Source organism: Candidatus Methylomirabilota bacterium, assembly GCA_036001065.1.
Lineage (GTDB): Bacteria > Methylomirabilota > Methylomirabilia > Rokubacteriales > CSP1-6 > MNEF01.
This window is the reverse complement of the sequence record DASYUQ010000167.1, coordinates 24,802-47,197: the sequence shown is the minus strand read 5'-3', so window position 1 is coordinate 47,197 and position 22,396 is coordinate 24,802. Positions and strand designations below refer to the sequence as shown.

The 22,396-nt window shown below is 67.6% G+C and carries 20 protein-coding genes; 3 read left to right on the top strand and 17 right to left on the bottom strand.

All coding sequences use genetic code 11. The annotated features are described in order from the left end of the window. Window positions 1-134 precede the first annotated feature (134 nt). The 4 genes from VGV13_16245 to VGV13_16230 all read right to left on the bottom strand — a co-directional run bounded on the left by VGV13_16245 (window position 135) and on the right by VGV13_16230 (window position 3,687). Window positions 135-1,178, bottom strand: a complete 1,044-nt coding sequence (locus VGV13_16245; GenBank protein HEV8642642.1) for an ABC transporter substrate-binding protein — start codon at window positions 1,176-1,178, stop codon at window positions 135-137. A gap of 12 nt (window positions 1,179-1,190) precedes the next feature. Continuing rightward, a complete protein-coding gene (locus VGV13_16240) occupies window positions 1,191-1,946 on the bottom strand; it encodes an ABC transporter ATP-binding protein (GenBank protein ID HEV8642641.1) in 756 nt (251 codons plus the stop codon). A 93-nt stretch (window positions 1,947-2,039) separates the two neighbouring features. Beyond that, window positions 2,040-2,795 (bottom strand): ABC transporter permease, encoded by a 756-nt coding sequence (locus tag VGV13_16235; protein HEV8642640.1) that lies wholly within the window; start codon window positions 2,793-2,795, stop codon window positions 2,040-2,042. 55 nt (window positions 2,796-2,850) lie between these two features. Continuing rightward, window positions 2,851-3,687 carry an LLM class F420-dependent oxidoreductase gene (locus tag VGV13_16230; protein HEV8642639.1) on the bottom strand — a complete coding sequence of 279 codons (837 nt, stop codon included), beginning with the start codon at window positions 3,685-3,687 and terminating at the stop codon, window positions 2,851-2,853. 195 nt (window positions 3,688-3,882) lie between these two features. Here VGV13_16230 and VGV13_16225 point away from each other — a divergent pair, with 195 nt between their 5' ends. Further along, the gene (locus VGV13_16225; protein HEV8642638.1) at window positions 3,883-4,698 is read left to right on the top strand and encodes a response regulator; all 816 of its coding nucleotides are present in this window, start codon (window positions 3,883-3,885) and stop codon (window positions 4,696-4,698) included. A 277-nt stretch (window positions 4,699-4,975) separates the two neighbouring features. Here VGV13_16225 and VGV13_16220 read toward each other — a convergent pair whose 3' ends face one another. From VGV13_16220 to VGV13_16195, 6 genes are all read right to left on the bottom strand, one after another. Further along, window positions 4,976-5,539, bottom strand: a complete 564-nt coding sequence (locus tag VGV13_16220; GenBank protein HEV8642637.1) for a CPBP family intramembrane glutamic endopeptidase — start codon at window positions 5,537-5,539, stop codon at window positions 4,976-4,978. 59 nt (window positions 5,540-5,598) lie between these two features. Further along, window positions 5,599-5,781 (bottom strand): hypothetical protein, encoded by a 183-nt coding sequence (locus VGV13_16215; GenBank protein ID HEV8642636.1) that lies wholly within the window; start codon window positions 5,779-5,781, stop codon window positions 5,599-5,601. A 48-nt stretch (window positions 5,782-5,829) separates the two neighbouring features. Next, on the bottom strand, window positions 5,830-7,083 hold the full coding sequence (locus VGV13_16210; protein ID HEV8642635.1) for a hypothetical protein: 1,254 nt from the start codon (window positions 7,081-7,083) through the stop codon (window positions 5,830-5,832). A gap of 276 nt (window positions 7,084-7,359) precedes the next feature. Then, on the bottom strand, window positions 7,360-7,557 hold the full coding sequence (locus VGV13_16205) for a hypothetical protein (protein HEV8642634.1): 198 nt from the start codon (window positions 7,555-7,557) through the stop codon (window positions 7,360-7,362). 61 nt (window positions 7,558-7,618) lie between these two features. Next, a complete protein-coding gene (locus tag VGV13_16200) occupies window positions 7,619-8,038 on the bottom strand; it encodes a type II toxin-antitoxin system VapC family toxin (protein HEV8642633.1) in 420 nt (139 codons plus the stop codon). Then, a complete protein-coding gene (locus VGV13_16195; GenBank protein ID HEV8642632.1) occupies window positions 8,035-8,268 on the bottom strand; it encodes a hypothetical protein in 234 nt (77 codons plus the stop codon). The genes VGV13_16200 and VGV13_16195 overlap by 4 nt, the downstream gene beginning before the upstream one ends. Window positions 8,269-8,335: 67 nt before the next feature. Here VGV13_16195 and VGV13_16190 point away from each other — a divergent pair, with 67 nt between their 5' ends. Together VGV13_16190 and VGV13_16185 are read left to right on the top strand one after the other, a co-directional pair. Continuing rightward, on the top strand, window positions 8,336-10,192 hold the full coding sequence (locus tag VGV13_16190; protein HEV8642631.1) for a M20/M25/M40 family metallo-hydrolase: 1,857 nt from the start codon (window positions 8,336-8,338) through the stop codon (window positions 10,190-10,192). After that, on the top strand, window positions 10,192-11,292 hold the full coding sequence (locus VGV13_16185) for a hypothetical protein (GenBank protein HEV8642630.1): 1,101 nt from the start codon (window positions 10,192-10,194) through the stop codon (window positions 11,290-11,292). The genes VGV13_16190 and VGV13_16185 overlap by 1 nt, the downstream gene beginning before the upstream one ends. A gap of 161 nt (window positions 11,293-11,453) precedes the next feature. On the opposite strand, the gene VGV13_16180 is transcribed toward VGV13_16185, so the two are convergent. From VGV13_16180 to VGV13_16150, 7 genes are all read right to left on the bottom strand, one after another. After that, a complete protein-coding gene (locus VGV13_16180; protein HEV8642629.1) occupies window positions 11,454-12,500 on the bottom strand; it encodes a PEP-CTERM sorting domain-containing protein in 1,047 nt (348 codons plus the stop codon). 94 nt (window positions 12,501-12,594) lie between these two features. After that, complete coding sequence (locus VGV13_16175) at window positions 12,595-13,164, bottom strand: choice-of-anchor tandem repeat NxxGxxAF-containing protein (protein ID HEV8642628.1); 570 nt, start codon at window positions 13,162-13,164, stop codon at window positions 12,595-12,597. A 102-nt stretch (window positions 13,165-13,266) separates the two neighbouring features. Continuing rightward, window positions 13,267-14,259, bottom strand: coding sequence for a YncE family protein (locus tag VGV13_16170; protein ID HEV8642627.1), 993 nt, complete (start codon window positions 14,257-14,259; stop codon window positions 13,267-13,269). A 94-nt stretch (window positions 14,260-14,353) separates the two neighbouring features. Further along, window positions 14,354-15,034 (bottom strand): SCO family protein, encoded by a 681-nt coding sequence (locus VGV13_16165; GenBank protein ID HEV8642626.1) that lies wholly within the window; start codon window positions 15,032-15,034, stop codon window positions 14,354-14,356. Between the two features lie 68 nt (window positions 15,035-15,102). Then, a complete protein-coding gene (locus tag VGV13_16160) occupies window positions 15,103-17,118 on the bottom strand; it encodes a multicopper oxidase domain-containing protein (protein ID HEV8642625.1) in 2,016 nt (671 codons plus the stop codon). A 644-nt stretch (window positions 17,119-17,762) separates the two neighbouring features. Beyond that, window positions 17,763-19,121: a sigma-54 dependent transcriptional regulator gene (locus VGV13_16155; protein HEV8642624.1), complete on the bottom strand. Its 1,359-nt coding sequence runs from the start codon at window positions 19,119-19,121 to the stop codon at window positions 17,763-17,765. After that, window positions 19,118-22,372 carry a GAF domain-containing protein gene (locus VGV13_16150; GenBank protein HEV8642623.1) on the bottom strand — a complete coding sequence of 1,085 codons (3,255 nt, stop codon included), beginning with the start codon at window positions 22,370-22,372 and terminating at the stop codon, window positions 19,118-19,120. The genes VGV13_16155 and VGV13_16150 overlap by 4 nt, the downstream gene beginning before the upstream one ends. Between the last annotated feature and the right edge of the window lie 24 nt (window positions 22,373-22,396).

The window sequence follows — 22,396 nt, the reverse complement described above, 5'->3', positions numbered from 1 at the left end:
CCGTGGCCAGCGTGGGTACGTGCGCACCCACGTCCTCCTATAGAGACGCTGGCTGCGGTCGAACCATCTCCTGAACACCGCCCATGTTCGCGGCCATGTGCCGCTTTCACCTGCGAGCTTATTTCGGATCGGGGTTAGTCGATCTTCACCAGCGCCGGGTCGACCTCGCGAAGGAAGCGTGGCTCCACGTAGGTCCGGGCCTTGGGCGCGCCGCGAAGGAACCCGATGCTGTGCAAAAACTCCGTCTGACCATCCATGGAGTCCAGCAGCGCCTGATCGATCTGGAGCTGGTATCGGTTTCGTCCCATGATCTTCCGGAGATCGGCCTTCGGGATGTTCAACGGCGCGCTGAGGATGTCGAGGACCGCCTCGGCGTTGGCCGGGTCGTCCAGGAACTGCTGCGCCTGTCTCAGACCACGGAGCAGGGCGACGGTGGTGTTGGGGTTCTCCTTGAGAAAGCTCTCGAGCGTGAAGAGCACGCAGGCCATCGAGAAGATCCGCTTGGGCCCCTCCGCGCCGGGGATGTACGACTGGGTCCCGGTGTGCAGGAGCTTGCCGCCGACTTGCTCACCCCGCGTGAGATAGGGCTCCCAGACGGCATAGGCGTCGATGTCGCCCTTGACGAACGCGGTGAGCAGGTCCGGCGGCAGCATGTTGGCCATCGTGATCTTGCTCTGGTCGACGCCGTAGGTCCGACTGAACCGGCCGAACAGGTCGAGCGCCGGCCCCGCCTTTACGATCCCCATGCGCTTACCCTCGAGGTCCTTGGGGACTCGGATCCCGGCCTGGGCACGGACGACGACTCCCTGGGCTCCGGCGATGTCCGCGATCTGGGCGATGACCCGCATCGGGAAGTTGCTGGCGGCCAGCGAGATCGCGTTCGGCGCGCCGGCCGAGGCCATCACGATGCTGCCGGCGGCCATGCCCGGCGGGATCTCCGAGCCCGCCGTGAAGTACTTGATCTGGACCTCGAGCCCGTGCTCACGGAAGAAGCCCTTCGTCTGGCCGATCACGAGCTGGGACGCGAGCTGCGCGTCACGCGCCGTGTGGACGTCGAGGCTCTTCCGTTCGGGCGCCGCGGCCGCGGCGAGCCCGGTAGAGAGAACGCCCACCGCGAGAAGCCCCGTCAGGGCTCCTGCCCGCAGCATGCTCCGCCGGTCGTGCCTTCGGTATTCCATGGTCCCCTCCCCCTAACCGTCCCGTAAGAGTTCCTGGATCTCGGCCTTCAGGGCGACGAAGTCGCGCGCCACGTCCGAACGGGGCCGGGCCAGCGGGACGGCCAGCACCGCCTTGACGCCACCCGGCCGCGGCGACATCACCACGACCCGATCGGCCAGCAGGAGCGATTCCTCGATCGCGTGGGTCACGAAGAGGATGGTCTTGCCGGTGGCCGCCCAGATCTTGGTGAGCTCGTCCTGCATGAGCCGGCGGGTCTGAGCGTCCAGCGCGCCGAACGGTTCGTCCATCAGGAGAATTTTCGGATCGTTGGCGAGGGCCCGGGCGATCGCGACCCGCTGCTTCATCCCACCGGAGAGCTCCTTGGGGAATGCCCGGCGAAACGGCCGGAGGCCGACCAGGTCCAGGTACCGGTCGGCGATCCGCGCGCGGTCTCTTCGTGGCACCCCCGCCATCTTCAAGCCGAACTCGACGTTCTGCCCCACCCGGAACCACGGGAAGAGCGCGTGCTCCTGAAAGACGACGCCTCGATCCCGCCCCGGGCCTCTCACCTCTGTCCCATCGAGGCTCACCCGGCCCTCGGTGGGCCTGAGGAAGCCGGCCACGATGTTCAGGAGCGTGGACTTGCCGCAGCCGCTCGGACCCAGCAGACACACGAACTCACCGTCCTCCACGGCGAGGTCGAAGCGTTCCAGGGCCACGACCGGCGCCCGCCCGTCCTCCGGTTGGAAGACTTTCCGGACCCCGATGACCTCCAGCTTGTGGGCCATTTAGTCACATGGGGGCCCCGAAATGGCCCCCAAGCCCCCAACATTCGGCACGCCCATGCTGCGCCGTTGGCGCGCCTCTTTAACCCGGCACCCCTAGATCTGGGCCTGGACGATCGTGCTCCGCCAGCGGAGGAGGAGGTCCTCCAGGCGCCGCAGGGCCAGATTGAAACCGAATCCGAGGACTCCGATCACCGCAGCCCCCACGAACATCCGGTCAACGAGGAAATAGTTCCTCGATTCCTGGATGCGATAGCCGAGGCCGCTGTCCGCGGCGATCAGCTCCGCGGCGACCAGCACGAAAAATCCCAGGGCGAAGCCGAGCCGGAGCCCGACGATGATCCCGGGCAGGGCCGACCACGCCGCGACGTTCGTGAAGATCTGCCAGCGGTTCGCCCCCAGGGAGAGAGCGGCGCGAAGATGCAGGGGGTCCGTGGATTTCACGCCCTCAGTGGTATTGAGGAAGATCGGGAAGAACGTGGCGAAGGCGATTAAGAGAACTTTGGACACCTCGCCGATCCCCAGCCAGATGATGAACAGGGGAAGGAGCGCCAGCGGGGGGATCGGGCGGAACAGCTCCACGATCGGGTCCACCCAGTCCTCCAGCCGCCGAAAGTAGCCGGTGGCGCAGCCGAGGGGAACCGCGACGACCGCGCCTATCGCGAACCCCTGGAAGACGCGGGCCAGACTCGCCGCGATGTCGCGCCACAGGATGCCCTGGACGGCCTCGTCGTACGCCGCCCGGATCATGTCCAGCGGCGAGGGAAAGAGGATCGGGTTCAGGTACTGCTGTCGCACGTTCAAGGCGCTGGCCGCCTGCCAGGCGAGAACGAAGAGCGCAACCGACGTCAACCGGACTATTCGCGTCCGCCACTGATGGCTCATGGCCACTGACGCCAACCGCTATTCACCGCAAGAGCGGCATGTAGGAGTCCAGCAGCGGCAGGACCTTCTCGCGGCCCTCCGACGGGACGCCGAAGATGGCCCGATCGACCCCCGCGGCCCGCAGCGCATCGACGGTGGCCCGATCCGGCCTGGCGAAGAAGATCGTCACCGAGATCGACTTGGGGTCCCGGCCCGCCTTCTCGGCTCGCTGACGGAGCGCCGGGATCTTCTCGGCGGGGTTCCGGCCGGGACGGGCGATCGGCATCCAGCCGTCGGCGAACTCGATGACACGGTCGAAGGTCGTGGGCCCGTCGCCGCCCATGATGATCGGCGGGTGGGGCTTCTGCACGGGCTTCGGGTGCGACCAGATCTTGTCGAACCTCACGAACTCGCCGTGGAACTCCGCTTCTTCCTTGGTCCAGATCTCCTTCATCGCCGAGACCCGCTCGCGCAGCACCCGCCACCGCTTCTTGAACTCGGTGCCGTGGTTCTCCATCTCCTCGGCGTTCCAGCCGCCGCCGATGCCGAAGAGGAACCGGCCGCCGGAGAGCCGATCGACGCTGGCCACTTCCTTCGCGGTGATGATGGGGTCGCGCTCGACCACCAGGCAGATCCCGGTTCCCAGGCGGAGCCGGGTGGTGGCCGTCGCGGCGACGGTGAGGGCGACGAACGGATCGTACCCGGACCAGTACTCCTTGGGCAGGTTGGCGCCTCCCGGCCACGGGCTGCGGCGGCTCGCCGGGATGTGCGTATGCTCCGGGAACCAGACCGACTCGAAGCCTCGCTCCTCCAGGGCCCGGCCGAGCTGGTCGGGACGGATCGCGTAGTCGGTCGGGAACATCACCACGCCGAAGTCCATGGCAGCCTCCCTGGGGCGTTTGAGGGGATGCGACGCGGCCGATAGTCGCACGAATGTCGCGAGTCGACCAGGAGGTGAGCGAACCCTTGGGCGAGGCTCCGGGAGCTTTGGAGCGCGTAAGCCGTGATCGGCATTGGTGAAAGCGGCGCACGGGAAAGTTTGACTCGGCGGTGCGCGTTAGAGGACGATCAAATCATGCGCGTTCTCGTCGTCGATGATTCCCTGGCCCGTCGACGTCTGCTGACAGCCCTCCTCGGCAAGGCCGGCCACGAAGTCCTTACGGCGCCCAACGGCGCGGCCGCCCTCGAGCTCCTGGAGGGCCAGGCGGTGGCGGCCGTCGTGTCGGACGTCAAGATGCCGAGGATGGACGGCTTCCAGTTGTGTCGCGCTCTCCGCCGCGACGGACGCTGGGCGCGCCTACCGTTCATCTTTTACAGCAGCGTCTTCATCGGAGACCGGGCTCAGGAGCTGGGCATGGACCTCGGGGCCACGGCCTACCTCGACGCCAAGCACGTGCCGCCCGACCAGGTGGCGAAGGAGATCGACGCGCTCGTCAATCGCGTCGTCAGCACAGAGTACCGGGAGGCCCTCGTGCGGCTGCGCGACGACCTGGAGTTCGCGCGCCGCTATCACCAGGTCGTGCTTTCGTCGCTCGACGCGGAACGGCACGCGGGCGTACGCGACACCATCTCGTCCAACGTGCACGCGCTCGACGAGATCCTCACCCGGCTCGACGCCGAACGCCACGCGCTCGCCGAGCGCACCGACGTCGCGGTGCCGATGGCGGAGCTGAATCGGTTGAAGGAGCTGAGCGATTACCTCGGCGACAAGATCAACAACCCACTCGGGGTGCTCCTCGGCGGCGCCGATCGCCCGGCGACGCCCGCGCCCGGCGACGCGACCAATGAAGCCGCCGCCAGCGTTCGAACCGCCGTCCGCCGCATCAATGAGCTCGTGCGCAGGATGACGAAACGCGACAAGCCGAGGATCGAGGGAACGCAACATGGATAAGAACACCGTCACCCAGAGGATCCGTGAACGGCTCGACGCCGGCACCTTGCCGCGCGCGATAGCCCCACTCACGACGGAGCCAGGCTGGCCGAAGTCGCCGACGGGGCACATCAACGCGGATACCGCCATCGGCGTGGCCAGGTGCGCGGCATGCGATGAGCTGGGCGCGCAGGTCGCCTACCGATTCCCGGACGGCCGGATCTTCAGGTTCCACGGCCGATGCCACCGAATCTGGGAAGAGGAGTGTCAGCGAGGTCCGCGTAGCGGCTGAGTAGTCTCACAGCGCGCCGAGCCATCGCTGCACGAGGTCCTGGCCGTGGACCCAGTAGAAGTAGGTCGCTCCCAGCACGGCGTGGGAGAGCGCGATGGGGAGGAGGGAGCGATCGCGAAGGTAGTACCAACTCCACACGCTGCCGGCGACGATGGTCACCAGCGTCAGGTCCCACGCCGGCAAGTGCACGGCGCCGAAGAAGAGCCCGTTGACCGACGCCACGACGAGGCGCGGCGAGCCCGGCAGGAGCGCACGCACGCGCCCGAGCAGGTAGAACTGGAAGAGCGCTTGCTGGAGGAGCGCCCACGGCACGAAGGCGACGAGCGCCGCGAAGAGGGTCGGCTTCAGGAGTTGCCCGCCGAGCGCGATCCGCCAGGCAGCGAAGAGCAGCGCGACCGCGGCCGTGCCGATCAGGAGATGACGCGTCGAATGGCGGACGCGGTCGGCCGCCGACAGGAACGGCGCGCCCCAGACACGCTCGCGCGTGTCTCTCGCGGTCAGCGCGACCAGGCCCAGGGCCAGCAACGCGAGCCCGAGATCGACGAAGATCGGCCGCTCCGGGACCAGCACGAGGAAGAGCGTCGCGAGGACCGCGAGGGCGCCGAGCTCGAGGGCGACGCGACGGCGGACTACAGCACCTTGGCTTTCGCGGAGGAGAGGTAATCCTCGCCGGTTTCGTCCACGACCCTGATGAGGCCGCTGCGGGCGCCTTCTCGATCCGCGAGTCGGTGATAGACCTTACCTACCGCGAGGGACTCGGGGTAGCCGCAGTCGTCGAGACACAGGACATAACGTGCGGCCAGGCGTTTCATACCAGTGGATCTCAGCGCGCCTTATCGTACCATCGCCGACTGCTCGATCTATTTTCGGATTGGGGCCAACTCCTGCGGCCGCGGCGGGTCGAGGTCCCCGCCGCTGTCGCCTTCTGCTGGCGTCCCCGACCTCTCGGCCCTCGGCCGGAGATCGGACCTGGCGCCGTGGAGCCGCACGGCAAACTCCGTCGCCCGCAACAGGGCCATGCCGTGCGCGTCTTCCTGCCCGGCGGCGAACAGGTGATCGGCGCCGAGAGCGACGATATTGGCTCCCCCCGGCCAGACGGTGTCCGTCAGCAGTACCACGCCATCGTTCGGGCCGCGACTACGGAGGATCTTGTAGCCCAAGACGACCTTGGCGCCGACGCTGCCAGAGACGGGTACGGCCACCAGGTTGATGACGGCGATCGAGTCCGGCAGGCGGGCGCCCTCCAAGCGCCTCCGGCTCGGCCCCGTCGCCATGGAGGTCAGCCCGGCCCAGTTCCAGCCGGTGACCCAGAAGGCGAAGCGGGCGATCCACGAGGCGGGCGGGCGCAGGGCGGCGTCTGCGAGCGGCGTGCCGTGCAGCGCGCCCGCCACGTTCAGCCAGCCGGCGACGCTGGCCGCCTCTGCCGGCGTGAGCAGGCGAGAGAGCGCCAGCGCGACTTCCGCCCCCGACTTGCTGGCGCTGACCAGGATCACGGCTTCCCGCCGTTGCCCCGCCTCGCGCACGGCGGCGGCAACCGCCGCGGCGTTGTCCTCGACCGAGCCACTCTCGGCGGTCGCGATCAGCCGGCTGGCGATCCCCAGCCGATCGAGAAGCCGGCGCTGGCGCGCGAAGTCGGCTCCGTTGGCGGGGTGGCTACGGTAGAGCCAGGAGGGTGCGAACAGCACCGTGTACGGGAAGGCTCCGGGCTGACGCAGGACCTCCTCGGAGCGGGCTGCCCCGTCGTGCAGCGAGCGATCGAAGGCGGCCTGCACGGCGCGGCTTCTCTCGTCCGCCCCTACCGCATGGGCGAAGGCGAGGGCCGCGAAGTCCGTGGAGACCTCCAGCGCCCGCTCGCGAAGCCACGCCTGGTCGGGGAGCCAACCCGGATCGAGCGTCGGACTTGGCCGGTCTGGGACGAGATCGGCGCTGACGACGGGCGGGGCCAGGGCGGCGAGGCGCGGATCGGCGGACCCTCGCGCCAGGAGATCGGCGAGCAGGAGTCGTGCCTGGTCGGAGTCGAGCAGCGCGGCGAAGTCCTTCCCTGTCGGGTCGATGGCGGCCGGCCGGCCGTGGCTGGCGCAGCCGAGCGTAAGGAGCATTGCGGCGGCCAGCACGGCTGCTCGGTGGAGCCGTTGCGGGCGACGCGCCGGTGACCGGAGCTCCCGAGACGGTTGGGGGCTCACTTGAGGGTGAGCACGACCGTCTGCACGTGGTTGTCGGACCCTTCCTCAAACGCTCGAGGCGTGCTGGTCATCCGTGACGAGCGTCGTTCAAGGGACGTGCCACGGCTAACGACTCGATATCCAAGGGTTCGTGCTACGCGGGTGGGGCGATCTGACACGGCACCCAGAAGTTTCGGCATGCCGGCGATCTTGGCGGAGAGAGCTACGTCAGAGCCAGGGCTGTCCCTCGCAGAGGCGCGTCCAGAGGCGATCGACGCCCGAGCGCCAGCGCCGATCGAAGCGCCAGAGCCCCGCGGCGTGCGCGTGGGCGTACGCCGCCTCCATCTCGTCCCTTTCAACGTGGCGGTTGATGTCGCGGAGCTTCGGCTCGGTCGTGACCTTCCAGGCGGGGTAGTCCTGGTCCATCACGTTGACGTATAGGTGTCGCGCGAAAGCTCCTCTCCCACCCAACGCATGATCTCGATGGTCAGATATCTTCCACCCACACGAGGTGGCGCGAAAGCGGACCATCCTTCACGACTTGATACAGGTTATCGTCGGCCGTCACCATGGCGCATCGCCGTGCGATGGCGACGGCAAGGTACAGGCTGTCGTACACGGTCTGGCCCCGGCGGATCGCAAGATCCAGCGCCATTCCGATCAGCGGGCCTGAGGGATGAATGGCCAGGGGCAGCCGGCGCAGGTCGCGGAGAATGCCCCGCGCGTCACCCCGCGCCAGCTGGCCCCGGCGGTGCCTTTTCCAAAGCGCGTTCCCCACCTCTACCCACAAGAGATCCGGTGCCAGCAGCTGGTAGTCCTCGCTGAGCAATCGGTGGGCGTTAATGGAATGCTCTTCGGGAAGAAACCATTTGACGGCAACGCTCGCATCGACGACGAGGCGCGTCACCGCCGGCGGTCCGCGCGGACGAGTGCAGCACTGTCGCCGAATCGTCGCCGGCCGAGGCGGCGCCGCCATCGCTCCGCCAGGCGCCGGGCTTCGGCCATCGTGAGAGACGCCGCCGCCTCTTCGAGCACGGTCTTCGCCTCTTTCTGCAGCGAGCGGCCGTGGTGTCGTGCCCGGGCTTTCAGCCGCCTGATGGTGCGGTCGTCGAGATCACGAACCAAGAGCTGGGGCATGACGTCCTCCGAACCAGGATGCTATCACAATGATAGCATCATCAGGCAGTGCTAGAATGGCTGAGACATGCGCCGCGCTTCCCTCCTGTTGCTCGCCGTTCTCATCGTGCTGGCCTTCCTCGCGCCGGCCTCTGGCCTCACTCACGCCGCTGCCCCCACCGTTCCCGCCCCCGACTGGCTCATCGATCAGGTCCGCGTCCTGTCGGCGCCGGAGATGGAGGGGCGGGCCTCGGGGACGCCGGGAGCGGACCGGGCGGCGCGCCACATCGGCCGCGTCTTCCAGGAGGCGGGGCTCCGGCCCGGCGGCGATACGGGAAGCTACCTGCAATCGTTCCAGGTGCCCACGGGAACGCGGCTCGGCGCGGTCAACGCGCTGACCGTCCTCGACCCAAAGCCCGCCGCTGACCCCAAGCCCGCCCCCGATTCCAAGCTCAGGTCGCTGGCCGTCGGCCGCGACTTCATCCCGCTGGCGGTGTCCGACGACGGCGACGCGACGGGCGAAATCGTCTTCGTCGGGTACGGCATCACCGCCCCCGAGCTGCACTACGACGACTACGCCGGCCCCGACGTGCGCGGCAAGGTCGTCGTCGCGATGACGCAGGAGCCGCGCGCGCGGGATCCCGGGAGCCCGTTCCGGCGCCCGGACGCGTACCACTACTCCGAGCGCCGGCACAAGATCATCAACGCCCGCGAGCACGGGGCGCGGGCGATTCTCTTGGTGCGCCACCCAGCGGGAGAGCGTGACGAGCTCCCGCCGCTCCGCGGCGTGAGCCAGCCGTGGGGCATCCTCGCCGCCTCCGTCACCCGCGCGGTAGCGGATGCGCTGCTGGCGCCGTCGGGCAAGCACCTCGCCGACCTCGCGGCCGCGATCGACCAGAGCCTGACGCCGCGCTCGTTCGCGCTGGCCGGCGTGAAAGTCCGTTTACAGATGAGCCTCGTCCGCGAGCGCGGCACGACGGCCAACGTGGTGGGGATCCTGCTGGGAACCGATCCCAACCTCCGCCAGGAAGCGATCGTGATCGGCGCCCACTATGACCATCTCGGCCGCGGGGGCGAGGGCTCGCTGGCTCCCGATCAGATCGGCGTGGTCCACCCGGGCGCCGACGACAACGCCTCGGGCACCGCGGCGGTGATGGGGCTCGCCAGAGCCTTCGCGGCGGCCGGCGGGGCGCCCCGCACGCTCGTCTTCGTCGCCTTCGCCGGCGAGGAGATGGGCCTTCTCGGCTCCACGCACTACGTGAAGCATCCGGCGGTAGGCCTGGACAAGACCGTCCTGATGGTGAATCTCGACATGGTGGGGCGCCTGCGCGACGGCAAGCTCTACGTCGGCGGCGTCGACAGCGGGAGCGGGCTCCGCCAGGTGGTCGCCGACGCCGCCCAGGGGCTCGGGTTGACGCCCGAGCTTCGCGGCGACCCCTTCGCGCCCTCCGACCACACCGCCTTCTACACGTCGGGCGCGCCGGTGCTCTTCGTCTTCACGGGCGCCCACGGCGACTATCACCGCCCGACGGATACGTGGGAGAAGCTCAACCCCAAGGGGCTCGAGGCCGTCACCGCCTTTGCCGCCCGCGTCGTGGCCGCCGTCGCCGCCCAGCCGAGCCCGCCGGCTTACGTGAAGATCGAGGCGCCGGCGAGGAGCGGCCGCGGCGGCGGCTATGGCCCCGTCTTCGGCGTGGTCCCCGACTTCGGAGAGGCGGAGCGGCCGGGCGTGAGGATCACCGGCGTGCGCCCGGGCAGCCCGGCCGACAAGGCTGGGGTCCGGGCCGGCGACATCATCGTGAGGTTCGCGGGCGTGGAGGTGAAGACGCTGGACGACCTGACGTTCGCCCTGCGCAGCCGGCGGCCGGGCGATCGCGTGGAGGTCGTCGTCGTCCGCGATGGACGGGAGCAGCAAGTCCACGCGGTGCTCGAGGAGCGCCGGTAGTGCTGCGCTGGGCCCTCGACCGGAGGGCCGTGCTCAAGCTGGGGCTCGCGGGCGCGGCCTCCGCGCTCGTCGAGTCCGTCCGGGCGCGCCTCGCGCGGGCGCAGGCAGTCCCGACGACCGACCCGCGCGAACGGCGGCTGGCCAACCTCCACCAGCTCACCTTCGGCGGACAGAACGCCGAGGCGTACTTCGACTGGACCGGCACGCGCCTCGTCTTCCAGTCCACCCGCCCCCCCTTCGGGTGCGATCAGATCTTCACCATGCGCGACGACGGGAGCGACGTGCGGCTGGTCTCCACCGGCAAGGGGCGCACGACCTGCGCGTTCTTCTTCCCCGACGGCAAGCGGATCATCTACGCCTCCACCCATCTGGCCGGGTCCGAGTGCCCGCCGACGCCCGACCGCTCGGGCGGCTACGTGTGGCCGATCTATCCCAGCTACGACATCTTCTCCGCAGACCTCGAGGAGAAAAGTCTCAAGCCCGGCGGGAATCTCACGCGGCTGACCGACAACGAAGGCTACGACGCCGAGGGCGCCGTGTCGCCCGACGGCCGCCGTATCGTCTTCACGTCGTTGCGGCAGGGCGACCTCGATCTCTATCTCATGGACGCCGACGGCTCGAACGCGCGGCGCCTCACCGACCGGCCCGGTTACGACGGCGGCCCCTTCTTTTCCTGGGACGGGCGCTTCATCGTCTTCCGGGCCGGGCGCCCCGAGGCCAGGACCGAGCTGGAGGAATACCGGGCGCTGCTCCGGCTGACGCTCGTGCGACCTCGGCGGCTGGAGATCTTCCTGATGAAGGCGGACGGCACCGGGGTCACGCAGGTCACGCGCCTCGGCGCCGCCAGCTTCGCCCCCTTCATGCACCCGAACTCTCAGCAGATCATCTTCTCGACCAACATCCACGACCCTGGGGGACGCTCGTTCGCGCTCTACCTCGTCAACGTGGACGGCTCCGGGCTCGAGCGGGTGACCTACGCGGACGGCTTCGCCTCGTTCCCGATGTTCTCCCGGGACGGGAGCCGGCTCGTCTTCTGCGGCAGCCGCAACGCGGCGGCGCCGCGCGAGCTCAACGTCTTCCTGGCCGACTGGGTCGCCTAGAGAGATAGGGAGGCCTCACCACTCCCACAGCGCCGCCATCGGCACCGCGTGGAGGTTCTTTCCGAACGGCACGACGCGGCGGCCGAGATACAGGATCACGCCGGCGTGGAAGCGCTTACCCGCGGGCTGTTACCCCTGCCGCGTCGGCGGAGACGCCACCGTCACCGAGGGACGGGCAGGACGGCGCGAAACGCCTCCCACTGCTTGTTGGGGTTCCGCCCGTAGCCCACGATCACGGTGCCGTCGGCGGAAACACTGGTGGCCGTGATCAAGACCCAGTTCTGCACCGCCGTCACACCGGCGTTCAGCAACTCACGCCTGAGGTCCTGCATCTGATTCTTGGTCGTCCAGCGGAAGGCGCGCTCCGACCCGAGCGCACTGGTGATGAGCGACCTCCCCACGATCACCGAACCGTCGGCTGACGTGGCGGAGGCGGCGCTCATCGTTCCCCCGAGCGTCCTCAGATCCTGCATCCCCGTGGTGGCGGTCCAGCGGAAGGCATGCCAGAACATGTCTTTGTCCCGCGCCTGACCGACCACGACCGAGCCGTTGGCGGAAATGCCCTCGGCGATACTTTCGGTGCCGTCGCGCAGCGTGCCCAGGTCCTTGATGCCCGTCGCAGGAGTCCACCGGAAGGCATGCACCTGGTTGCCGAATCGGTCGACGATGTCGGTCACGAACCATCCCACCACCACCTGACCCTCCGCCGAGACGCCCTCAGCGGAAAGGACATGGCCGCCGCCGAGATTCTCTACAGTGCCCGGCGCCGTCCACCGCAAGGCGAAAGCCACCACCACGTTGCCATCCGCCGAGACGTCGTGCGCGTCGAGCAGCGGCAACCTCTGCATCCCCTCCCCTGCCGTCCAGCGGAAGGCGGCCTGGCTGTCAGTGTCAGGCCAGTACGCCTGCCCGACGATCACCGAGCCGTCGAACGAGGCCGCCTCGGCGACGGCGTCGTTGGGGAGGAGTTGCACCCCCTCGGCGGCGCCCCAGCGGAAGGCGTGATGTTCGCCGTTGTTGAGCCACAGATCGCCGACGACGATCGAGCCGTCCCCGGATACGTCGTAGGCAAAACTCGACGGGATTCCGCTCGCAAACTGCCCCAGACCTCGAAAACTAGGTGCGACCTGGGCCCATGACGGCGAGACCATCAGGCTCAGTTCCAGCATGCTCACCACCAGGAGGCGGCAAAGGCGCAAGTGAAACATGATGACCCTCCGCTGATAAACAATGCGCGATCTGATTCTACTCTGGCGCATGCGCACTCCGTCCGGCTTGTCCCGCGCGCATCGGCTCGAGGTGCTAGCGCTCTACGCCGGTCGGCGTCGCGACGACGATCGCGGTCCGGCCGTCGTCCAGTTGGGCCAGGAAGACGATCTGACCCACGTTGTTCAGGCCCTCGCTGCAGATGAAGGCGCCGGTGACGGTCGAGCCGCCCAGCCTGTCTCCCGTCACGATCACCCGGTCGGCGACCGGATCCGGCCCCACGAAAATGCCCGACTCGCCGGTGTCGAGCGAGGCGCCGAAGGCCACGACTCCGCTGTCGTTGATCGAGGGACCGAAAAAGTCGAAGAAGCTGAACGGACCCGAGCTGTCGGCCACCGTCGCCAGCGGCCCCCCGCTACCGGTGAACACGCCCGACTCGCCACTGTCGAGGAAGGCGGTGAAGGTGACCACTCCGGCGTTGTTCAGCTGCGGGTTGAAGGCGAAGCTCACCGGCCCGCTGTCGTCGACGATGGTGATGAACTCGCCGCCGCTGAACAGGAAGATGCCGTTCGTGAAGTCGTCACGCTGCTCCTCGAAGGCGATCTGACCGGCGTCAGGGAGTCGCTGGCAGGAAACGCGCCGGGGCCCGCCAGATGCCGCTCGCATCTGGCGGGCCCCCGACTGACGAGGAGGCGCGTCGTCCACGCGCTCAGTATCGGCGGCGACCTCCTCTCACGGTACGGAGCCGGTGGGACGCCGGGTTCCGGGCTACCGTGACGTCGAGAGCGAATCGCTGCCGAAGTTGGCCACCCAGATCGCCGCGCCGTCCCAGACGACCCCGAAGGGGCCAATCGCCACCCGGTGGGTCGCGAGCACGGCGCCGGTGCTCGGGCTGAGCCTCACGACCGTGTTGGTGCCGTTGCACGCCACCCAGACGCTCACGCCGTCGTAGGTGACGCCGGCGGCCCCGTCGCCCACAGGGAAGACGCCGAGCTGGAGCCCGTCGCTCGCCCGCAGCTTCGTCACGGTGCCGTCGAAGAAGTTCGTGACCCAGATGTTCGCGCCGTCGAAGGCCACCCCGAAAGGACCGTCGCCGACGGGAATGGTGGCGAGGACGACGCCGTCGCTCGCCCGCAGCTTCATCACCGTCTTGCTCTGGTTATTCGCCACCCAGACATTGGGGCCATCCGACGCCATGCCCAGCGGCCGCTTGCCGACGGCGAAGGTCCCGAGCTTGCTTCCGTTGGTCGCCCGCAGCTTCGTCACGGTGCCGTCGTTACGGTTCGCCACCCAGACGCCGCCGCCGCCGTCGACCGCGATGCCTCCCGGGCCGGCGCCGACCGCGAACGTGCCGAGGACCGCGCCGTCGCTGGCCCGCAGCTTCGTCACCGTGTTGCCCACAAGGTTGGCGACCCACACCCCGGACGCGTCGAACCTGACCGCGACGGGGCGCTGGCCGACGGCGACCGTCCCCGCAATGACGCCATCGCTCGCCCGCACCCTCGTCACGCTGTCGGCGAATTGCCGCGCCACCCAGACGAAGGTGCCATCGAAGGCGACGGACTCAGGACCCCCCCTGCCGCCAGTCGTCGCCGCCGCGACGTCCACGGCCGTGGCCATGGTCGTGGAGGACGAGCTCGTGTCGAGAGGAATTTCCCTCAGCGTGGTTTGAGCCCCGGCACCTGTCGGCGCCGACGCCGCCAGCGCCACGAGCAGCAGCGCAATCAACAAGCCTTTGCTTGTCAGGAGCTTCCTTCTCATATTCGCTTCTCCCTTCACGCCATCGGTCCCCGCGGCTCGACGCTTCGCGCCCATCCCTCTACCTCACGAATGAGATTATCCCGGATACGGTCGCTCACACCACCGGGGACGGACGCCCTTGGCCGGGCAGCGGCCTGTCCATCTCCCAGAGCAGGACTCGCAGCAGATGTTCGGGGTTCGCCATTCCCGGCGCAGCCCCCCAGATCATCAGCGGCTCGGTGCCGAACCGCACCATACCGACATGGTTCGTCTTGTCGGCATCTTCGGCGGGATCTTTATAGGCAAAGCCGAGAGCTCGCCGCAACCGCTCGATGTCGTCGGGCTTGCCGGTCAGGAACAACCATCCCGGCCCCACGCCGTAAGCCTTGGTGTATCGCTTCAGCACCTCCGGGGTGTCGTGCTCCGGCGTGAGCGTCACGGAGTAAAAGAAGATGTCGCGCCCCACCCTATCTTTGAGCAACTTCTGAACCCTGACGAGGTTCGCCGTGGTGATCGGGCACGTGCCGTCGGTGCATTTCGTGTACATGAAGTTGATGGCGACCTTTTTGTCCTTGACCAGGTCGTCATAGAAACGGACCTTCTTACCCTCGTGGGTGATGACCTCGACGTTGGGCAGGTGATGTTGCTGGATCCGCTCCCGTGGAGATAGTTTTTGTCGCACGGGCTCCTGGCCCCGGTTTTCTGGACTCTTACTCTCCGACCGCGCCGCGACGCCGGCGACGACGGTCGCCAAACCCAGCGTGGTCAATCCCACCCGCCGTGTCATCGCTGGCATGACTTTCTTCTCCTCTTCTCGGTCTGCAATCTCGCTACCGTCCCTCTCCCGATTGTTCGGCTCTTTCCTCACGGTATGGGGATGGTGTCCCCCTCATCGGCAACATTGAACAGCAGCATCATGGCGTGGTCCTCGTGGACCGTGTTGTGACAGTGCATGGGGTAGCCGCCCCGGAAGTCGCGGAACCGGAAGAGCAGCTCGACCTGCTCGTTGAACCCCAGCCGGAGGACGTCCTTCCGGCCGAACTCGATGTCGCCGAGCTGGATGATCCGGTTGTTGCGCCGGACGGTCTGGAACTCCTCCATGTGGATGTGAATGGGATGCTGCCAGCCGCCGGAGTTGTTCTGTAAAATCCACCGCTCGGCCGTGTTCCGCTGGACCGCGAACCGAAACCGCGTGCAATCGACGAACTGCCCGTTGATCTGCCACTGCCCGTTGCCCCGCTCGAATCGGAACGTGCGCGTGACCCGGATCCTGTCTTCCTGGTCGGGGGCGTTGTCGGTCGGCCGCGGCGGGATGCAAATCGGAAAGAACGTGCAAGCTTTGCCGGCGGCTCGAGCATCGTCGATCATTTGCTGCGGACTCTTGCTATTGTCCGGCGCCGGGGTGTTGCCGACGATCCGGAACTCCAACAAGAAGTTCCCCTGGCCGGCGGGGAGGATCTTGTCCGTGGGCGCCCGCCCGTTCACCTGCTCCAGGCGGTTCTCCAGGCGAATCGTTCGGGCCCCCTTGGTGGCCTGGAAGATCTCTTCGAAGTCGATGATGATGTCCACCCGTTCGGCGACGCTCAGGCGCACGCTCTGGACCCGGATGGGGTCGGTCAGGAAGTTGCCGTCGGTCGTCGTGATGGCCCAGTACGGGATCTGCTGGCTCAGGCTGGCGGGGTTGGTGAGGAAGAACTGGTAGAACCGGGACGGCCCGGCGTCCAGCAGACGGAAGCGGTACCGGCGCCGCTCGACGTTCATGAACGGCTGGAGCTTCCCGTTGACGAGGAACTTGTCTCCGACGAGGCCGTCGAACCCGAAGGTGTCGAAGCAGAGCTCCCCTTCCGGGGTGAACAGCTTGTCGGCAAAGATCAACGGAAGGTCGAACCGCGGGTACGGGAAGAAGCTGGGCAGCCGGAACCCCGTCGTCTCATCGCCGGTGTCGAAGGCGTTGAACAGGAATTCCATCCCGGCCAGGCCCTTGTAGACGTTCTCGGCCGTGTGGTCGACGCGGTGGTCGTGGAACCACGTCGTGGTCAGGGTCTCCCTGATGTCCCCGAATGTCCCGCCTACGTTGAGGCCATTGAACTGAGGCGTATCGAACCCGGCCTGCTGCATTGTCTGGTAATAGTCGTAGAACTGCCCGATGAAGAAGAACCGCCCTTGTTGCAGCGGGTCCGTGCTGAACCCCCCCGTGCCCGGGTCACAGGGGCCGCCATCGCTGTCCGGCCCGGAGTGGAAGTTGTGAAAGTGCGTCGAGACCTCGGGCACCCCGAAGCCCCTGGTATCAAAGGAGAGCTCGTTGAAACGGCGGACCAAGGTCGGGTCCCCATAGCGGGCCACGATCAAGGGGCCAGGCGAGAGCCCGACGTCAGAGGACGCCGCGCCGCCCAGGTTGAACCCCCACGTAAGATTAGGCCCGATTCGGGCAAGGTTCGTCGCATTGTCGCTGAACCTGGTGTTGAAGTTGGGCCGCATGCGGGTGATGTGGAACTTCTCGGCGGGGAACCGGTCGCGGAACTGATGGACCTGCGTGCGACCTTCGAACGGAATACCCGTCGCCGGGTTGATGTTGCGATTGGGCACCGCAGTCGGCGGCGAGAACGTGAACCCTGGGTCGGTCGCCGGGTCGCGTTCCGGCAAGATCGGCGGGAACGGCAGGGGGTCCATGAAGGCCAGAGTGGGCGGGCTGCAGCCCGGCTCGCATTCGCCTGCATTACAGCTCGCCCAGGCACTCAGGCCGCTCTTGTGCACCAGGTAGCCCGAGCTCGTGATGATCCCCATCTTGAACAGGTCGCGCCGGCTCAGCCGCGCCTTGACGATCTCCTGGCGATTTCTTCTGGCGATCTCTGCGAGCTTGTTGCTCCGGCGAATCAGCATCGCGCTGTCTCCTTTTCACGCTGACTGAGTCTGGCCGCCCTCGTCCCCGTGAGCAACGCGAGCGTCCTCTCACCGATCTCAAGCACGCTTATGACTCCCGAACGCCACGCGTCCCCAGCCACACCAAACGCATGTCAGGCGCGTTTGCCCAGAAAGACTCCCTTTGTGTGATCGCTTGGCTCAGCAACGGCTGGCGAGCGCTTAGGGGACCGGGTAGCAGCAGTGAGCGTGCCACGGTCTCCGAAAGATGGGGTTGACGCGAAAACGGGGAGTTACGTGGGCGCTGGAGCATCAGCCGCCTGGTGACATTCCCGTCTGTGAGAAACACGCGCGGCTCCTTCTCGAAGGTGAGAAGCGCGCGCGGACCGCCGGAAACATACCGCAGCGCCCGCGGTCGCGAGCGCTGCGGTTTCCGGCCGCTTGCCAAGAGCAGCGAGACTACGTGAGCGTCTGCAGGAGGTTGGCCTGAGGCGTCGCATCCGTCCACCAGATCGGCCTTATCAGTGTCGGTCAGGAAGAGCGGCTGAAAACCGAGCCGTCTCTTCTTCGGTCGCAGTCACGAGGTAGTGCGGGAGATCGCGCTACCGGGCAGGCAGGGTGTGGCCGAGGCGGTGGAATTCTAAGGACTGAGAAAGGGACTGTGGCTAATTCTCGTTCGTCTGAATCGCGAGCTCGCCGATCTTGCGATAGAGTGAGGCCAGGCTGATGCCCAGCAGCCGAGCCGCCTCCTTCTTGTCGAACTGGGTCTGGGCGAGAACGGCGAGAATGTGCTGGCGCTCGACGCGGCGGGTCACGTCCCGGAGCGCGCAGCTCACGGTGGACCCCTCGGTGGCCGTCACCAGGTAGTGCGGGAGATCGCGCACCGACACCACCTCGCCCTCGCCGAGGATCATCGCGCTTTCCAGCACGTGCTCCAGCTCCCGAACGTTGCCCTTCCAGGGATGGTTCATCAGGACGCCGAGGACGTCCCGGTCCACGCCCAGGAATTTCGTGGACAGCTTCAAGTTCAGGGCGTGGATGAAGTGCTCGACAAGGATCGGGATGTCCTCCCGCCGTTCCCGGAGGGGAGGCAGGGCGATGTGGACGACGTTCAGGCGGTAGAAGAGGTCTTCCCGGAACCCCCCGCCCTCGATCGCCTTGACGAGATCTCGATTCGTGCTGGCGATGATTCGGACGTCGATCAGGACGGGCTTGGTGCTGCCGACGGCCCAGACCTGCTTCTCCTCGATCACCCGCAGGAGCTTTACCTGTAAATGGAGCGGCAGGTCCCCGATCTCGTCGAGGAAGATCGTGCCACGATCGGCCGCGGCGAACAGGCCCGGACTGGCCTGCACCGCGGTGGTGAAGGCCCCTCGCAAATGCCCGAACAGTTGACTCTCGAGCAGGGCCTCCGGAATCGCCCCGCAGTTGATGGGAACGAAAGGCTGCGCGTGGCGAGGGCTGGCCGCGTGGAGGGCGCGGGCGGCCAGCTCCTTGCCCGTTCCGCTCTCCCCGGTGATGAGGACATTGCTGGGCGTCGGGCTGATCTTGGCCACCTGGGCCCGCACACCGCGCATCGCCGCGCTCTCCCCCAGCAGGCTCTTTTCGGGCACCGCGTGCTCGACGGTGCGCCGGAAGAGACCGCTCTCCTGGAACGCCGTGCGGTACTCCAGCAGGCGCTGGACCCGGAACTTGAGATCGTCCAGCTTGAAGGGCTTGAGGACGTAGTCGGACGCTCCCTCGCGCAACGCCCGCACCGCCGTCTCCACCGTGGCGTAGGCCGTGACCAGGATGACCACCGCCCGGGGGTTGAGCTCGCGGGCCTTCTGCAGCACCTCGAGACCGCCGATGCCGGGCATGATGATGTCGGTGATGATGACGTCGAACTCCTCGGTCTCCATGAGGCGCAGAGCCTCTTCCCCGCTGCCGGCCGTGCCGACCCGATGGCCCTCCTGCTGGAGACACCAGGCGAGGGTTTCGCAAATGGTCTTTTCATCGTCAACGACCAGGACGGAAGCGCTCATAGGGATCTCTCCGACAGCGCCGGTAGGCGCTCCACCGGGAGCGTGACGGTCACCGTGGAGCCAGATCCGGGTCGGCTCTCCCCCAGGAGGGTTCCCCCGTGCTGACGAACGATCTCGTGACTGACGAACAGCCCCAGACCCATGTGCTTTTCCGAGTCCTTGGTCGAGTAGAAGGGATCGAAGAGCCGGCGGAGCTCCTCGGCGCCCATGCCGCGACCGGTGTCCTCGAAGATGACCCGGGCGGCGTCGCCGGCCCAGACGGTACGAATCTTGAGGTCACCGCCGGCGTCGGCGGCATTCAGGATGATGTTCAGGAAGACCTGAAGGAGTTGATCCGATGCCACGTGGACGGGTGGCAGATCGGGATCGGAAGTGGCCTCGATCTTCATGGCGCGAGCGGCAGGGTTGTGGCGCGCCAGGTGCACCGCGCTCTCGACGATCTCCGGGAGCGAACTCTCCCGGATCCTGAGGGGCGCGGGCCGCGTCAGGTGGGCCAGGTCCTGGACGATTTTTTCGATGCGCCCGACGTGAACCTGGATGTCTTCGAGCCCCCGCTGGATGGCCGGATCGGAGGAGCGCGCGAGCAGAACCTGGCTGAGGGAGGAGATGCAGGTCAGAGGGTTTCCCACCTCGTGGGCCACGCCGGCGGCCAGCAGACCGGCGGAGGCCAGGCGCTCCGAGCGAACGATCTGCTCATGGAGCTCCCGCAGGGACGTGACGTCCTTGACGACGGCGAGAATCCCGGTCACCTCGCCGGCCGGGTTCCGCAGCAGCGACGCCGAGATGTTCACCGCCAGCACCCCGCCCGCCGCGGTGCGCAGCTCCGTCTCGTAGCTCTGCAGGCGACCCCGGTCGGCCAGGAGCCGGCGGAACGCGCGGAAGTCGCGGGCGCCCCTGACCCAGTACACGCGGGCGGAGGTGCTCAGGACGTCCTCCTCCCGGTAGCCGAACATCCGCCGGGCGCCCTGGCTCATGAAGGTGACGGCCCCCCCGGGGCTCAGCGTGACAATGCCGTCCACCGAGCTCTCGATCAGGTTCTCCAGATACTCCTTGGTGGTCTTCGTCTCCTGAAACAGCCGGGCGTTGTCGATGGCCATGGCGGCGTGGGTGGCGAAGGTGGTGAGCAGCCGCACGTCGTCGTCCGTGAAGGGGGCCTCCTCGCGTTTGTTGCACACCTTGATCACGCCGAGGGTGGCGTTCTTGCTCTTGAGGGGGACGCAGACGAAATTACGCAGCCCACGCTGCGCGGACATCTCTCCTATGGCCTCCTCGCGCGGGTCGTCGCTGATGGAGTTGACGATGACCGGCTCCCCCGTGTCGTAGGTCAGGCCGGCCACGCTGCCCTTCGCGGGCAGCCGGATCTCCGTCTCGCCGGGAAGAAGGGGCAGGCCCACGACGGTCCGCATGACCATCTCGTCTCCCATGCGCTCGGCGACGCCGCCGGCGGTGGCGTTGGCGATCTCGATGGCCCCCTCCACGATCGTGGTGAGCAGGGCGTCCAGGTCCCTCTGGGCGTGCAGCCGCGCGCTGGTGCAGTAGAGGATGAACGCCTCCCGCTCGCGCCGGAGCGTTTTCGCCCGCAGCCGCGCGTCCTCCAGGGCCAGGGCGGCGTGATTCGCGAACGCGGTCAGGAGGACCAGGTCCTGCTCGGTAAAAGGCCCCGACTCCTTGTTGCAGACGAAGAGGACCCCGATGACCCGCCCCCGGATCTGCAGCGGGCTGCAGACAATGCTGCGCAGGCCGAGCGCCCGCGCCACCTCGCGATTGAGGCGCGGGTCCTGGAGGGGGTCGTTCGCCATCTGAGGTTGTCCCGACACATAGGTGAAGCCGGCCAGACTCTGAGAAATCTTATGTCGGATCACGGTGGGGCCCTGCTCGCGGCGGGTCACGAGCCGTCGGATGACGATGTCCTCGCCGTCCGGAAATCCGACGCCGCCGTACGACCCCCGCGTGATGGTGACGGCGCCCTCGACGATGGCGGTGAGCAGCGAGTCGAGGTCGGTCTGCTCGCCGAAGTGCCGGGTGGTTTCGTAAAGGATTCGCGCTTCGCGCTCCCGCTCACGGGCCGCCGCGTACAGTCGGGCGTTCCCGATCGCGGCGCCGATCTGGCGGGCCAGGGTGGAGAAGAGCTGGACGTCATCGGACGTGAAGCGATGGAGAGCACGACCGGCCAGGTTAAGGGTTCCCGACGGCTGGTCCCCGACGCAGATCGGCACCACCAAGATCGCGCGAAGCGCATCCGCCCGCGCGCCCCCGCGCTCGTCGGCGTCGGCCCCCGCGTTGGCGTCGATGACCCGGGCCTGCCCCGACGTCGCCACCGCAGCCGCCCCCGCGCCGAATCGCTGAATGACATCGTCAGAGACGTCCCGGCTGACGACGAGGGGAGCGTCACCGGCCTGGCCGGGCAGCAGGTGGATCCAGCCGCCGTCGAAGCCTCCGGCGGCGAGCAGCTCGTCCAGGGCGCGTTGCAGGATTTCCCGGATCTCGAAGCTTTGACCGAGCGTGCTGGAGATCGCGTACAGGGTCGAGAGAGCCTGGGTCTTCCGGGAGAGGTCTTGCGTTCGCTTCTGCACCCGGGCCTCGAGCACCCGCGCGTACGCGGCCAGTTCTTCTTCCAGCCGCGCCTGGGCGCGAGAGGCGTTCCGCACGATCATGAAGAGCGCCAGATAGAGAACGAGGCCGCCGGCTCCGCCCAGGATCCATACGATGGCCTGCCCACGATCCAGAGCGGCGAAGAACGCCGGCGGGTCACGGTAGATCTCCAGCACGCCGATAACGGGTCCATCCCGCTGGTAACGCACCGGGACGTAGATCTCCTCCAGCCGCTCCAACAAGCGGAGCGTCCCCTGGTGCTCCTCCTTGCCAGGGCGGATGATGTGCGCGGTGATCTCGCCTCGCAACGCGGCGGCCACCTCGTCGTTCCCGGAGAACCGGCGACCGATCAGCGAGGCATCATCCGACCAGAGCACGCGGCGCTCGGAGTCGTACACGACGAGACGTGCGACGTGTTCCGAGCGGGCGAACTCCGCCAGGGCCGCTTCGAAGAGCGCGGGATCCGGCGCCGGCGATTGCGTGAAGGCTTCGGCGGGGACGCTGCGCGTGAGGAGGAGACGGGCCAGCGCGCCGACGACGGCCGCGTCGTGCTCCACGAGGTAACGCCCGAGAACCAAAACACCGGGAACGCAAACGGCCACCGTCGTCGCGAGAATGCACAAAAAACTGAGCAGCGAGAACTTTTGAAGGAGCGTCAACCGATGCATCATGGCCTGGCAGCG